A 15102-nucleotide genomic window follows, 5' to 3' on the forward strand; every position below is an offset into this window, starting at 1 on the left:
GTCGAATTCCTTATACTTGTTCAACGCGTTGAGCTTCTGCAACAGGACGATTGGTCACTTTTGCCTCAAACTCATGACGGAAATATTTCAGCGCACCCATTAATGGTTCCATCGCACCTGGTGCGTGGGCACAGAAGGTTTTACCGATCCACAACTTTTTGGTCAGTTCAGCCAGATGTTCAACATCTTCCATTTTCCCTTCACCATTTTCGAGTGCTTTTAATGCTTTAACAGCCCAAGGCAAGCCATCACGGCACGGCGTACAGAAGCCACACGACTCACGTGCAAAGAATTCTTCTAAGTTACGCACTGCAGACACCATACACTGGCTTTCATCGACCACCATCAGCAAACACGTGCCGAGACGTGAGCCCGCTTTCATGATGCTTTCAGAATCCATTGGCAGATCAATATGTTCTGCTGCCAAAAAGTCAGTCGAAGCCCCGCCCGGTAGCCATGCTTTGAGGGTTAAGCCATCACGCATACCGCCTGCATGCTCTTCGATCACTTCACGCGCAGTGGTGCCAAAAGGCAGCTCCCATAGCCCTGGGAATTTGACTTTACCTGACGCACCATAAATCTTGGTACCTGGATCCTTCGATTTACCTGCAGATAAACCGACATACCACTCTGCACCACGAAGCATGATTGCAGGGAGGTTGTTAAAGGTTTCTACATTATTGACAATCGTCGGACGACCCCATGCCCCTGCCACTTGTGGGAAAGGTGGTTTGGTACGAGGATTGGCTCGACGACCTTCAAGCGAGTTAATCAATGCCGTTTCTTCACCGCAGATATATCGCCCTGCGCCTGTATGTACGTGTAGATCAAAGCTCCAATCTGTACCGAGAATATTCTCGCCGAGATAACCTTTGGCACGAATTTGCTCAAGTGCTTCATTCAGATACTGCGCTGCTTCGATATATTCGCCACGGATAAAGATATAACCGTGTGTTGCTTCAAGCGTATAGCCTGCAATCAACATCCCTTCGATCAATTGATGGGGTAATTTTTCCATCAACAAGCGATCTTTAAAGGTACCCGGTTCCATCTCATCAGCATTACAAATCAAGTAACGTGGTCCTGAGTTATCATTTGGTGCCATTAGCGACCATTTGATCCCTGCGGGGAAGCCTGCACCACCACGACCTTTTACAGTCGCCGCTTTGATGAGTTCAAGTACTTCATTAGGCGTCATCGATACGGCTTTTTTCAGCCCTTGATAACCTTCCAACGCTTCATAATCATCCGCACTACGCACATGTTCTTGCTTACTCAAACGCCATGTCAATGGGTGAGTTTCAGGATTGCCGTCGCCATAAATTGGTTTTGGTTCGGTATTCATAGATACTTCTCCAAGAGCTGTTTGACCGAAGACACATCGACTAAACCATGGGTATCTTCATCAATCATTAGAGTTGGCCCTTTATCGCAGTTCCCTAAGCAACAAATCGGCAATAAAGTAAAGCGTCCATCCGCCGTCGTCTGACCGTATTGAATGCCAAGCTCACGTTGGAATGCGTCTGCAAGACTTTCTGCACCCATCAAGAAACACGCAATCGAGTCACATAACAAAATCACATGCTTACCAACAGGTTGACGGTAAATACGGTTATAGAATGTCGCCACACCTTCAAGATCAGCCACGCTAATGCTGAGCATCTGTGCAATGGCATTGATCTGCGCATCATCCACCCAACCATTACGGCGTTGTACACATTTCAATGCATCAAGTGACGCCGCACGTGGATCAGGATAATGTCCAATGTGATGCTCAATGTCGTGAATTTCTTCAGGAGTCAAAATCCCTTCCACACTGACACGAGGCTTTTTGTCTGTCAAAATCATCATAATGCTGTACCTCTAGCGATCCACGTCTGCCATAACCACATCAATGGTCGCCAAATAAATAATTAAGTCAGACACTAGACTGCCGTTAATTACCGAAGGAATTTGCTGTAAGTGCGTGAATGTCGGCGTACGAATACGTGTACGATAACTCATTGTCGCTTTATCCGAGGTGAGATAATAGGTACTCGCCCCTTTCACCACTTCCGCCATAAATGACGACTCACCCGCAGGCATCACAGGACCCCAAGACACACTCAAGAAGTGATTAATCAAGGTTTCAATGTCTTGTAGTGTTTTGTCTTTAGGTGGCGGTACAGCCAATGGATGATCGGCTTTGTATGCACCAGATGGCATATTATCCAAACATTGTTTAATGATTTTTAGCGACTCACGAATTTCATGGAAATGCACCATGACACGCGCGTAAGCATCGCCTTCATATTCGACTGGCACTTCAAAGTCGTAATTTTCATAGCCACTATATGGACGATATTTGCGCACATCAAAGTCAATGCCTGTGGCACGCAAACCTGTACCTGTCACACCCCAAGCCAATGCTGATTTTGCATCGTACTGCGCCACATTCTTGGTACGTCCAACAAAGACTGAGTTTTTCAGCGCCGCTGTGTGATATTCATCCAAACGCTTCGGCATCCACTCGAGCAGTTCTTTGACCAACGTATGCCAGCCATTTGGCAAGTCATGCGCTGTACCACCGAGACGGAACCATGCTGGGTGCATACGGAAGCCAGTAATCGCCTCAACGATATCGTAAACTTTTTGACGATCGGCAAACATATAGAATACTGGCGTCATACCACCTGTATCCTGAATCGCTGTACCAATATAGAGCAAGTGGTTATTGATGCGGAATAATTCGCAGAGCATGACACGAATACACTGCGCACGGTCTGGTACAGTAATGCCCGCCATTTGCTCAACTGCCATCACGTACGGCATGTTTTGCGCCACACCACCAAGATAATCGACACGGTCAGTATAGGGAATAAATGAGTGCCATGTCTGACGTTCAGCCATCTTTTCCACACCACGATGGTGATAGCCGATATCAGGCACACAATCCAACACTTCTTCACCATCAAGCTGAAGAATGACACGAAACGCACCATGTGCAGATGGATGATTTGGACCCAAGTTTAAGAACATAAAGTCTTCGTCATCATTACCACGTTTCAAGCCCCAATCTTCAGGCACAAAACGCAAATGCTCTTGCTCAAAATCCTGCTTGGCTTGATCCTGCATGTACGGCGTATATTCCGTCGCACGTGCAGAATATTCTTTACGTAGCGGATGACCTTCCCAGTATGTCGGCAACAAGATACGACGAAGCATCGGGTGACCTTCGAAGTTGATCCCGAACATGTCATAGGCTTCACGTTCGTACCAATTGGCATTTGGCCAAATATTGCTTGCGGTTGGAATATTAAGATCATTATCTCTGAGTGCGACCTTGATACGAATATCGGTATTACGCTCCAAAGATAACAAGTGATAAAACACAGTAAAATCCGAAGCAGGTAATCCATCACGATGATTTCGCAGACGCTCATCCATTGCAGAGAGGTCAAACAGCATCACATAAGGACGTGGTACTGTACGCAAAAACATCAATACATCGAGAACGCGAGAACGCTCAACCCAGACGGTTGGGAAATTATCAAACGTCGCTTGCACATAGAAGTTTTCACCAAATTTATTTTTCAGTTCTTCTACGATTGCAAATGCTGGACGTGAATCATGTTCCACTTCTGGCATAGTAGTTTCAGTTTCAGCCATTGGCTTGGCTTCCTATTTTTAAAAAAATTCGGTTCGCTAAACTGATTTGACTGCGCCGAAACGCAGTACATCAATCATCAAATCAGCCCTATTACTTGATCTCATCCATTGAGCGCAGATTTTTCACTGCAATACGCTCGGCATTTTTTCGATCACGTTCAGGCATCATTTTTGGTTTATAAATCGGTTGTAGATCATCACCAATCACCGCAGATAATGGACGGCGCTCCAGTTGGATTTGATCTTGCAATAGCATCAAAGCTTGAATTAAAGCTTCAGGGCGTGGCGGACAACCCGGTACATAAACATCGACAGGAATAATTTTATCAACACCCTGCACGACTGAGTAAATATCGTACATCCCACCAGAGTTCGCACATGCCCCCATAGAGATGACCCATTTCGGCTCAAGCATTTGCTCATAAAGACGTTGGATTACAGGTGCCATTTTGACAAAGCAAGTTCCCGCAACAATCATCAAATCTGCCTGACGAGGCGACGCACGAATAACCTCAGCACCAAAGCGTGACATGTCATGCACACCTGTCAAAGTTGTCGCATACTCTACATAACAACATGATGTACCAAAGTTAAATGGCCAAACGGAGTTCTTACGTCCCCAGTTCACTGCTGTATGCAAAACGTCTTCAAGTTTGGTCATAAAGACATTTTTATTCACTTCCTCTTCAAGAGGATCACCTACAATCTGACGCTCTTGGAGAGGATACTGATCCGCATTAGGATTGGCACGGGTTAGGGTATATTTCATCCCGCATTACTCCTTATTTACTTTTTGAATTTCGATTTTTGATTGATGCGCTGATGTTTTAATCGCAGATTGTGCAGGAATTTTTCCTGTTGGATCTTGCACCAACTCTTCAATCGAATTAAATCGAGTAATGGATGCAATATCCATATTTGGTGATCCAATTTTTGGCTTGATACCAGCAGCTTTACGGCGATCATGTGGCGCCCAATTCAGCGCACCTGTGCTCATCTCGTAAATCAAACCGATCAACAACACCAAAATAAAAATCGCAGCCGTCGCAAAACCGACCCAACCAACTTCACGTACGGAAGTCGCCCAAGCGTAGAGATACAGAGCCTCTAGATCAAAGACAACAAAGAAAATCGCAACAAGATAAAATTTGGCTGATAAGCGAATACGTGCGCCACCAGCGCTAACAACACCAGACTCGAACTGTTCTTGCTTTGCACGCCCCCAAGCTTTGCCACCAAGTAGTAGCGGGACAGTCAACATAAAGGCGCATAAAAATGTTACGCCAATCACAAAAGCAATAATTGCCCAATCATATGGAGTAATGGCACTCATGCGGGGTGAACTCCTAGCAGGCCTTACAAAATAAAAAAAGTTTGTTGTATTTGATAAAATCTTTCATCAAACACAGACATAATATCCTTTTTATTGTACCTGATTTTTGAATTATGTTTCTAGACGTTAAACTCATACTTTCGCAGTAAAAATCCATTTTAACAGTCTGATCATTAATAAATAAGAAGCATTTTCATTTTGATAATAATATCAAAATCATCTCCACGTCTTAATATACAAAAGTCTATTTTGCTCAAAAAATAGATACTTTCACAATTTTTTCAGTATAATCACAAACTCACCACCATACAACTTTGCACACTGATGTTTAAACCTGTATTTAACACAATGCGCAATATGCACTTATCAACTCGTGTAGGGATTTTTGCGCTTATTAGCGGGGTTGTTTTTTGTGCAGCTTTAGCAGGAATTTTTTCACGCCCTCTATTCTTTTGGCGTCTTTTTGGCCAGCAAATGCACTTTTACTTGGCTTAATTCTGCGCTATCCACAATTACGTGGCATCGAAACATGGCTTGGTGCGTTTGTTGGTTTTATGCTCGCCGACTTCATTACTGGCAATTATTTTCTACTTGCTTTTGCGCTGACTTTTGCAAATCTGTTTGAAGTTTTAACCGCAATCGTATTATTTCAGCTCTTCCAACTTAGTTATCGCAAATACAATCATGGTTTAACATTCTTCTATATGCTCATTATCGTCACATTTAGCTCGGCGATGAGTGCACTTGTTGCGGTGAGCACAGTCCCAAATCATCCGAATAGCTTTATGGATAAGCAACACCTCATCCAAGAATTTTGTTTGTGGTGGACAGCAGAGATTCAAAATCACGTGCTTATTCTTCCATTAATTTTAAGCTTCCCAACTTGGAATAAGCTAAGAGATTTTCAACATCGGTTTAATCTGATTGAGATCCAGTGGCATGATTTCCTCCCTTTGATCGCTATTGTGATTGCCACATTTGTCGCTATAACTTTTGGTGGCCCAGGAGCTCTCACGTTCCCTATTGCTGCACTCATTTGGGCAGCCTTGCGGTATGATTTTTTTAGCCTTGCGATTATTAATTTTGTGGTATGCACAGTGCTTTTCTACAGCACAACTTTAAGTATCTTGGACGTACATTCAGCCGACTACTTATATACGACTACATCAACGCGTGTTGGCTTATTCATGCTTGCCATATCTGCAATGACGGTGTGCTTAATTAGCTCGAACCGCAAGCACTTATTTGAGGAAATTTTATTTCATGTGCAGTACGACTCATTAACCAAAAGCCTATCCCGACATCATTTTATGCAATCCGCTTCTACTGCCATTCAACATGCGCAAAAAAGTCAGCGTGATACCACCCTGATGATGGTCGATATTGATTATTTTAAAAGAATTAATGATGAGTTTGGACATCAGGCAGGCGATGAGGCTCTGCAACACTTCGTTAAGATTACGCAAAGTATTTTGCGACAACACGATTTATACGGGCGCTTGGGTGGTGAAGAGTTTGCAATCTTGCTACAAAATACAGATTTGGAATCAGCTAAACAGATTGCTGAACGGATTCAAAGTACACTAAAACAACACCCTTTAAACCTTTCTTTTAATCAAAGTATTTTAATTAATATTAGTATTGGCGTATCTAGCATTACCTACAAACAAGCATTTCGCCCACTCGACTATTGGATTTCACAAGCTGATAAAGCTTTGTATCAAGCAAAATCAGCGGGTAGAGATCAGATTCAAATTGCAATGAACACTTAATATTCAACCACAATAAATATCGTTAATAAAATAACACAGTCTTATTTAGTCGATTTATGCAAAGGCGTTTTAGTTACACTTTGTTTTACTGGCCATGTCATGGTAAATCGAGCACCACCTAGCACTGGACTTTGATCAACCTCAACCTTCCCACCAAACCAATAAGCAATACGGCTCACGATCGACAAGCCCAACCCATAACCACCAGATGCACGCGTCCGACTATCATCTAGACGAGTAAAAGCCTCAAAGACTTTTTCACGATCTTTTTCATCAATGCCCTGCCCATCATCTTCAACGCAGACAAAAGCATAGCCATCTTGTACACCGCCACTCACCCGCACCATTGAGTTGCTATAACGAAGTGCATTACCAACAAAATTCTGTACGACACGATGCAGATAGCGATACTCCGCTTCCACCTCTAGATCCTGAGCAGGTAGTAGACTGGTGATATTTTTATCTTTCTTAATGACAGCCGTTTCATCTATCACTTGTTGAAGTAGATTTTTCAAAACTACTTTTTCAAAGTGCAATGACGGTGTCCCTTGCTCAAGCTTGGCATAGGTCATGATCTCGTCAATGAGCTTATTCAACTCTTCGATGTCTTTGTCGATCATTTCCATCTGCGAGATACGTGCATCATAATCATCAGTATCTGTCAGCATTTCCATGCCAAAGCGTACTCGGGCAACTGGTGTTCTGAGCTCATGAGAAACTGCACGAGTCAATTCTTGCTGTGCTTCAATCAGACGTTGGATGTGCTCAGTCATCATATTGAAGCTTAAGCCAAGATTCGCCATCTCATCGTTACCCTCAACAGTAACTCGAGTATCAAGATCGCCTTTGCGCACACGGTTTAAGGCCTGACGCACTTTGCCAATTTTTCGCTCGAGTGGCAGAATGAGGAAATACACACCCATAATTAACAGGAATAAGCTAAATAAAACAATTCCCGCAAAGACAGTAAAAGGTAACCAATTAAAAATTGGTACAGGTCCTAAGACCAAAACCTGATTAGGTACATTGGTATAGGCAGAAATAACAGAAATTGTCGTGCCTTGCATCGTCGCACTATCACGATACAGCATCAAGGTCTGCGTCTTATCTGTACGCAAGCGGCTAATTTGATCCATATCTAGATTCATATCAGATAATTTTTTGAATGCGATCGGATATGCAAAATAAGGTTGTAGCTCTTCTAAACGCTGCTGTTCCGCACCTGGATAATAACTCAGATCCTCTAACACCAAAATTGCGATCATTTTAATTTGCACTTCTGAAAGTTTATCCACCTTCATATGCAAATAGACATTTGGCTGACCATCAACTTGGGTATAAATATCACCAATAATTTTACTGGCATCATAACGCACAATAGCACGCCCATCGCTGAGGCGACGACGTTCTGTGCGGGATAAATCGAGCTGGTCACGTGGTACAAAATCGAGTTGCAGTTCGAGCACTCTAGATACATCAGCGAGCCAATCTTCTTGACTTTGTGGTGTCGGCTGTCTTGCCACCACTTCAGAGATCACATGTGCTACACCGTCTGCCATTTGCTCACGGTAATCTTGCGCACGTTGATAATTGATGACTTGAACGATGATATACGCCAAGATTGCAACCAATGCCACCAAACATACCAGTCCAGCATAGATACGAAGGAAAACACTATGTTTAAATGATGACACGGATGCCTCTTGAACTTATAAAATAATAACTATCGTCAAATAATGCACTTAGGCATTATTTGACTCTTTGACGAATAGATAACCTTTACTACGTACGGTCTTAATACGTTTTGGATTTTCAGGATCATCACCGATTTTTGGACGGATGCGAGAGATACGCACGTCAATTGAACGATCTTGACCGTCATATTCGATACCACGTAGACGCTCGAAAATATCTTCACGAGATAAGATGCGACCTGCATTCGATGCAAGTAACCACAACAAATCATACTCTGCACTAGTGAAGTCAACTAACTCACCACCAAGCGTAACCGAGCGACCACCGTTGTCGATCACGAGATCATCAAACTCAACACGTTGTGATACTTCTTCTTCTACAGAGTTATCTGTACGACGAAGCAATGCACGAATACGAGCAAGCAATACACGTGGTTGAACTGGTTTTGGTACATAATCGTCCGCACCCATCTCTAAACCAAGTACCTGATCCATATCTTCGGTACGAGCTGTAAGCATCAAAATTGGATGATGATATTGTGAACGCACTTCACGACAAACTGTCAAACCGTCCGCACCCGGCAACATTACATCGAGTACCACCAAATCTGGTTGCTCGCTAATAATACGGCGAATCGCACGATTACCATCTGTTTCCACCCCTACTTCCAAACCATTGCGAATCAGATATTCTTGCGTCAAATTCGCAAGACGCTCATCATCTTCTACAATTAAAATTTTCGGCAATTTTTCTTCTTGCGACATTTCCATTCCTCTAAATTAATGACGCATCTTATTCAAATTAAATAAAAAATTAGAATAACAACGCATCTTCTGATGTACCCAATATACACGCGTTTACAATGTAAACAAGCCCCCTTTCACCAAAAATTACACTCTCTATAAAATTGTATTGCTTATCATAGTTACATTGTAAACTTAAGTAAAAATAGCCAAAGAAATTTACACTCCGCTTACATTTTAACCTGATGATTTTGTGATGAGTGAATTGTAAAAAATTATATCAACAGCTTATCCACAGACTTATCTATACGAGAAATCAAGCTTTCTTGTTAGTCTATTTCTGCACAAAAATATGCACAATTTTTAGCGGAAAAATAATTTCTATTGCTAAGTGTAGGAAACTAAATCAATTGCATCAAAAAAAGGATCTGATGCGAAAAGTCAAGATTGAATCACAAGAAAAATTACCGTATCTTGTGTCTCATAGATTAAATCAACACAACTTATAGTGGTTTCGTTTTAGAAAACGGTCTTTAATATAAAGCACTTTTAAAAATGGAAGCCCTCGACTAAATACATGGAGCAGTGCCGTCATGAGCGTACTCGACACAACCCCAGGCGAATTACGTGTGATCAAACGCACAGGTGATGTTGCCGACTTTAATGCAGAAAAGATTTCTGTTGCCATTGGCAAAGCATTCTTGGCTGTAGAGGGCGAACATAGCCATGATTCGAGCCGTATTCACGATCGTATCTCTGAGCTGACGCAAATGGTGATGAATACCTTTAAACGTCGCTTGCCTTCTGGTGGCACCATTCATATCGAAGAAATCCAAGATCAAGTCGAGCTAGCATTGATGCGTACAGGGGAGCAAAAAGTTGCCCGTGCTTATGTGATCTACCGTGATAAACGTCATTCTGAACGTCAAGGTCAGGGTGCAAGCCATCACCCGACACTACAAGTCACGGATGCAGATGGTATGCTCAAGCCACTTGATTTATCAGCACTTGCCAATAGCGCAGAACGTGCCAGCCAAGATCTTGAAGGCATCGACACACAAGCGATCATCGACGAAACGGTGAAGAATCTTTATAACGGCGTAAAAGAATCTGAAATTGCCACCACCATGATGATGGCAACACGTACTCGTATCGAGCATGAGCCAAACTATACCTATGTCACTGCTCGCCTGCTACGTGATGAATTGGTTAAAGTCGGTCTGACCTTCTTAGGACTTGATACAGACACCAATGAAAATGATGCACTCGAAGCATATTTGAATAAAGGCGTGAGCTTAGAGCTTCTTGATCCTGAACTACTCAACTTTGATTTGAAAAAGCTTGCTACGGCGATCAAACCTGAGCGCAGTAATCAGTTTACTTATTTAGGTCTACAGACTTTGTTTGATCGTTATTTCATTCATAAAGATGGTGTGCGTTTTGAATTACCACAACTCTTCTTTATGCGTGTGGCGATGGGTCTGGCGATCCAAGAAGATGATCGTGAAGCACGTGCGATTGAGTTCTACGACTTATTATCAAGCTTTGACTATATGGCTTCTACGCCGACCTTGTTTAATGCAGGGACACTTCGTCCACAGCTTTCGAGCTGTTATTTGACTACTGTGCCTGACAATTTGTTCGGTATCTATGGCGCAATTCGTGACAATGCGATGTTATCAAAGTGGGCAGGTGGTCTAGGCAATGACTGGACACCTGTACGTGCTTTGAACTCGTACATCAAAGGCACCAATGGTAAATCACAAGGTGTCGTGCCATTCCTCAAAGTCGTGAATGACACAGCAGTTGCAGTCAACCAAGGTGGTAAGCGTAAAGGTGCGGTCTGTGCTTATCTCGAAACGTGGCACTTAGACGTTGAAGAGTTCCTTGAACTGCGTAAAAACACAGGTGATGACCGTCGTCGTACCCATGACATGAACACAGCAAACTGGGTACCTGATCTATTTATGCAACGTGTTCTGGAAAATGCGGAATGGACGTTATTTAGCCCATCAGATGCACCTGATCTACACGATTTGACAGGGACAGCATTTGCAGAGCGTTATGCACACTACGAAGATTTAGCTGCGAAAAAAGAAATCTTGCATAAGAAAGTCAAAGCACAAGACTTGTGGCGCAAGATGCTTTCAATGCTATTTGAAACTGGTCATCCGTGGATCACGTTCAAAGATGTCTGTAACTTACGTTCTCCGCAACAACACGTTGGCGTCGTACATTCATCGAATCTGTGTACTGAGATTACCCTCAATACAGATCAAGACGAAATCGCTGTATGTAACTTAGGTTCGATCAACCTTGTACGCCACATTACTGACGGTCAACTTGACCATGCAAAACTTGAAAGCACAGTAAAAACTGCAGTACGTATGCTGGATAACGTGGTTGATATTAACTACTACGCTGTTGAGCAAGCACGTAATTCAAACCTCAAGCACCGCCCTGTCGGTATGGGCATCATGGGCTTCCAAGATGCGTTGTATGAATTAAATCTTGCTTATGGTTCTGATGAAGCAGTGGATTTTGCCGACCGCTCAATGGAAGCGATTAGCTACTTTGCGATTCAAACCTCAAGTGATCTTGCGATTGAACGTGGTGCGTACACCACATTCAAAGGCTCGCTATGGGATCAAGGCATCTTGCCAATCGACTCATTGAACAAAGTCGCCGCAACTCGCCCTGAAGGCATGTTTGAAGTTGACCGCTCAATGACTTTGGATTGGGATAGTTTACGTGCCAAAGTACAAAAAGACGGTATGCGTAACTCGAATGTGATGGCGATTGCGCCGACGGCAACCATCTCGAACATCTGTGGTGTATCGCAATCGATCGAGCCAACCTTCCAAAACTTGTATGTCAAATCGAACTTGTCAGGTGAATTCACCGTGATCAACCCGTATCTTGTTCGTGCATTGAAAGATCGTGGACTTTGGGATGTGGTGATGGTTAACGACTTGAAACACTATGAAGGTTCGGTACAAAAGATCGCACGTATTCCACAAGATTTGAAAGACGTGTTTGCAACGGCATTCGAAGTTGAGCCTCGTTGGATCGTTGATGCGGCAAGTCGTCGTCAAAAATGGATCGACCAAGCGCAATCATTGAACCTATATATCTCAGGTGCAAACGGTAAGAAACTCGACATCACTTATAAAATGGCATGGCTACGTGGCTTGAAAACCACCTATTACCTCCGTGCTTTGGGTGCGACTTCTGCGGAGAAATCAACCATTAATACAGGTGCACTCAATGCAGTAAAACCTGCAACGATGGCAGCAGCAGTTGAGCCTGAGCCAGCAGTTGCTCAAGAAGTTGCGCAACAAGATGATGGTTTCACCAATGCAGCGCCAGTGCCACAAGCTTGTAGCATTGACAATCCTGACTGTGAAGCGTGTCAATAATAGGCGAATCAATAGATAAATCGTCGCAAAGATCAATCATGGCTCAGCGTGTTTGTCCAATTCAAAACACGCTGACTGTCTGATAAAAAACGATTTTAAGTATTTTGAAATATAGCGAGATTATAATATGTCAATCCTAAGCTGGGACGACTTTGAAGATGATGCACAAAAGCATGCTCCTGCGACATCCCCATCTGCGCCCGTCGCACCGAAAGAAGCGCCTGTACAGAAAGTGGTATCTGATGGACAGCCACAAGCGCAGAGCGTGGCTCCTGCAAAATCCCCTGCACCAACAGCAAATGGAAATGCAACTAATCAAGCCGATACGATGGCTCGAGCATCTGAATCCTTAAAACATTTAGATGTTGCACCAGGTCTTGAAGAGTTGGAAATGGGCGCAGGTCGTGTAGAAGTTGAAGACAAACGCATGATCAACTGTCGTGCCGATCTCAACCAACTTGTACCTTTCCGCTATGAGTGGGCGTGGCAAAAATATCTTGATGGTTGTGCTAACCACTGGATGCCTCAAGAAGTCAACATGAACCACGACATCGCATTGTGGAAGTCTGACAATGGCTTGACCGATGACGAACGTGTGATCGTGAAACGCTCATTAGGTTTCTTCTCTACTGCAGATTCATTGGTTGCGAATAACTTGGTTTTGGCGATCTATCGTCTGATTACCAATCCAGAATGTCGCCAATATATCTTGCGTCAAGCGTTTGAAGAAGCGATTCACACCCATGCGTATCAATACTGTATTGAATCCTTGAGTATGGACGAAGGCGAAATCTTCAATATGTATCGTGAAGTCCCGAGTGTGGCACGTAAAGCTGCTTGGGGATTGAAATACACCCAGTCGCTTGGTGATCCAAGCTTTAAAACAGGTACGACCGAGGATGATCAACAATTACTCCGCAACTTGATCGCATTCTACTGTGTGCTTGAAGGCATCTTCTTCTACTGTGGTTTTACGCAAATCTTGAGTATGGGTCGTCGTAACAAGATGACTGGTGTTGCGGAGCAATTCCAATATATCTTGCGTGATGAGTCGATGCACGTGAACTTCGGTATCGACATGATTAACCAAATCAAGATCGAAAATCCACAGCTTTGGACGAAAGACTTCCAACAAGAAGTGATCCAAATGATCTTGGAAGGCACGATGCTTGAGATCGAATATGCACGTGACACCATGCCACGTGGCGTACTCGGTATGAACGCTGCGATGATGGAAGAATATTTGAAATTCATCTCTAACCGTCGCTTGACACAACTTGGCTTGCCTGAGCAATTCAAGGGTGTAAACAATCCATTCCAATGGATGTCTGAGATGATGGACTTGCGTAAAGAGAAGAACTTCTTTGAAACACGTGTAACGGACTATCAGACTGGTGGTGCGTTGAGTTGGTAATTTAAAAGATTAAATGCACTCTGTGTAGTGCATTTAATCCCAAGATATCTCACTTTAGAGTCAATAAAATAAAAGAGATAATTTAAGAAGGAAGAACTCGATAATAAAATTGATGAACTCACCCAAAAATTAAGTAATCAAATAAACGACAACTTGACTGAAAACTTATTCTTTGAAATAGAAGAAGCTTCTAATTTAAATGGTTCCGAAATAGAAAATACAATCAGACTTACAAAGCTATTTCAAAATGAAAGTGATTCGTACCAATTAAGCTCTAGTGGAAATGAGGTAATCTTTAATAACAACCTTTATATTACTACTATTGGGTTTCATCCAGAAAACTCGAATGGAACATTTGAGTTAACCTATAAGAATATTCTTGGTTTTGAAAAAAAGTTAAATTGCTCACAAACCAACCAACATGATAGGATTGTTTTCGCAATTAATGATGGAGTTAAATCATTTAAGATTAAATTTGAAAAAGCTTCTCTCTCCTTTAAAAAGAAATCAAACATTGATACATTAAGAGTAATTGGACATTCCTTAAAAACTATAACCAATCAATTAATTCAGTTTAATAAAGTAAATAATGATCGTGAAAATTATGCAGAAAAAATTAATACCCTGAAAGCAGAGCTCCAAGAAACTCTAAATGAAGTTCAAAATAAAAGAATTGATTTTGAAACTTTGTTAAAAAACAAGGCTGAAACGGAATCCGAACTAAATGATGAAATCACTAGACTAAGCGCTGAAAAAAAAATCTTTGCAAGATAACATTAATCATTTGAATTCTGACGTTGAATCTAGAAACTCACAACTTAAAGCAAAAGTTAACGAATTAACAAAACTGAAAGAAGAGTTTGATACACTAAAAAACCAATCCAAACTCTTACAGCAAGGAAATCTAAGACTTGAAAATCAACGAAAAGATTTAGAAAAATCCGTCAACTTATTTCCTGATGAGTGTGTAAATAATTCTGTGTAAATGCAGATTTAAAAATACTTGGTTACACGCTCTTCAAAAATGATACTAAAGCGATTCATGGCAGCTTTCCAATTCTGAATAGGCATCGTCCAT

General features: G+C 42.3%; 11 protein-coding genes. 4 read left to right on the plus strand and 7 right to left on the minus strand.

Translation table 11 applies throughout. The annotated features are described in order from the left end of the window. Positions 1-10: 10 nt before the first annotated feature. The 5 genes from nuoF to ACE3PQ_RS02110 form a co-directional block, all read right to left on the minus strand. Entirely contained in the window at positions 11-1345 is a 1335-nt protein-coding gene (gene nuoF / locus ACE3PQ_RS02090) for an NADH-quinone oxidoreductase subunit NuoF (RefSeq protein ID WP_374294779.1), read from the minus strand. Next, positions 1342-1851 (minus strand): NADH-quinone oxidoreductase subunit NuoE, encoded by a 510-nt coding sequence (gene nuoE, locus ACE3PQ_RS02095; protein ID WP_298892682.1) that lies wholly within the window; start codon positions 1849-1851, stop codon positions 1342-1344. Before nuoE ends, nuoF begins: the two co-directional genes overlap by 4 nt. 12 nt (positions 1852-1863) lie before the next feature. Continuing rightward, entirely contained in the window at positions 1864-3648 is a 1785-nt protein-coding gene (nuoC, locus tag ACE3PQ_RS02100) for an NADH-quinone oxidoreductase subunit C/D (RefSeq protein ID WP_374294782.1), read from the minus strand. Positions 3649-3739: 91 nt separating this feature from the next. After that, positions 3740-4417 carry an NADH-quinone oxidoreductase subunit B family protein gene (locus tag ACE3PQ_RS02105; RefSeq protein WP_241570993.1) on the minus strand — a complete coding sequence of 226 codons (678 nt, stop codon included), beginning with the start codon at positions 4415-4417 and terminating at the stop codon, positions 3740-3742. 6 nt (positions 4418-4423) lie between these two features. Beyond that, positions 4424-4981, minus strand: coding sequence for an NADH-quinone oxidoreductase subunit A (locus ACE3PQ_RS02110; protein WP_374294783.1), 558 nt, complete (start codon positions 4979-4981; stop codon positions 4424-4426). 452 nt (positions 4982-5433) lie between these two features. On the opposite strand from ACE3PQ_RS02110, the gene ACE3PQ_RS02115 reads away from it, so the two are divergent. Then, entirely contained in the window at positions 5434-6753 is a 1320-nt protein-coding gene (locus ACE3PQ_RS02115) for a diguanylate cyclase (RefSeq protein WP_374294785.1), read from the plus strand. A gap of 41 nt (positions 6754-6794) precedes the next feature. On the opposite strand, the gene ACE3PQ_RS02120 is transcribed toward ACE3PQ_RS02115, so the two are convergent. Both ACE3PQ_RS02120 and ACE3PQ_RS02125 read right to left on the minus strand, forming a co-directional pair. Further along, a complete protein-coding gene (locus ACE3PQ_RS02120) occupies positions 6795-8447 on the minus strand; it encodes an ATP-binding protein (RefSeq protein ID WP_374294787.1) in 1653 nt (550 codons plus the stop codon). A gap of 48 nt (positions 8448-8495) precedes the next feature. Further along, complete coding sequence (locus ACE3PQ_RS02125; RefSeq protein ID WP_374294788.1) at positions 8496-9212, minus strand: response regulator; 717 nt, start codon at positions 9210-9212, stop codon at positions 8496-8498. 572 nt (positions 9213-9784) lie between these two features. Between ACE3PQ_RS02125 and ACE3PQ_RS02130 the strand changes: the two genes are divergently transcribed. The 3 genes from ACE3PQ_RS02130 (at position 9785) to ACE3PQ_RS02140 (ending at position 14798) form a co-directional block, all read left to right on the plus strand. Next, positions 9785-12610, plus strand: coding sequence for a ribonucleoside-diphosphate reductase subunit alpha (locus ACE3PQ_RS02130; protein ID WP_374294790.1), 2826 nt, complete (start codon positions 9785-9787; stop codon positions 12608-12610). Between the two features lie 127 nt (positions 12611-12737). Then, entirely contained in the window at positions 12738-14024 is a 1287-nt protein-coding gene (locus ACE3PQ_RS02135) for a ribonucleotide-diphosphate reductase subunit beta (RefSeq protein ID WP_298892932.1), read from the plus strand. Between the two features lie 153 nt (positions 14025-14177). Then, the gene (locus ACE3PQ_RS02140) at positions 14178-14798 is read left to right on the plus strand and encodes a hypothetical protein (protein WP_374294792.1); all 621 of its coding nucleotides are present in this window, start codon (positions 14178-14180) and stop codon (positions 14796-14798) included. The last annotated feature ends 304 nt before the right edge of the window (positions 14799-15102 follow it).

Source organism: Acinetobacter sp. (genome assembly GCF_041911495.1).
In the GTDB taxonomy this organism is placed as follows: domain Bacteria; phylum Pseudomonadota; class Gammaproteobacteria; order Pseudomonadales; family Moraxellaceae; genus Acinetobacter.

What these genes read in the sequence shown, in the direction of transcription:
- nuoF (WP_374294779.1), bottom strand. Translation starts at nt 1,345, where the DNA reads ATGAATACCGAACCAAAACCAATTTATGGCGACGGCAATCCTGAAACT.
- nuoE (WP_298892682.1), bottom strand. Translation starts at nt 1,851, where the DNA reads ATGATGATTTTGACAGACAAAAAGCCTCGTGTCAGTGTGGAAGGGATT.
- nuoC (WP_374294782.1), bottom strand. Translation starts at nt 3,648, where the DNA reads ATGGCTGAAACTGAAACTACTATGCCAGAAGTGGAACATGATTCACGT.
- ACE3PQ_RS02105 (WP_241570993.1), bottom strand. Translation starts at nt 4,417, where the DNA reads ATGAAATATACCCTAACCCGTGCCAATCCTAATGCGGATCAGTATCCT.
- ACE3PQ_RS02110 (WP_374294783.1), bottom strand. Translation starts at nt 4,981, where the DNA reads ATGAGTGCCATTACTCCATATGATTGGGCAATTATTGCTTTTGTGATT.
- ACE3PQ_RS02125 (WP_374294788.1), bottom strand. Translation starts at nt 9,212, where the DNA reads ATGTCGCAAGAAGAAAAATTGCCGAAAATTTTAATTGTAGAAGATGAT.
- ACE3PQ_RS02130 (WP_374294790.1), top strand. Translation starts at nt 9,785, where the DNA reads ATGAGCGTACTCGACACAACCCCAGGCGAATTACGTGTGATCAAACGC.
- ACE3PQ_RS02135 (WP_298892932.1), top strand. Translation starts at nt 12,738, where the DNA reads ATGTCAATCCTAAGCTGGGACGACTTTGAAGATGATGCACAAAAGCAT.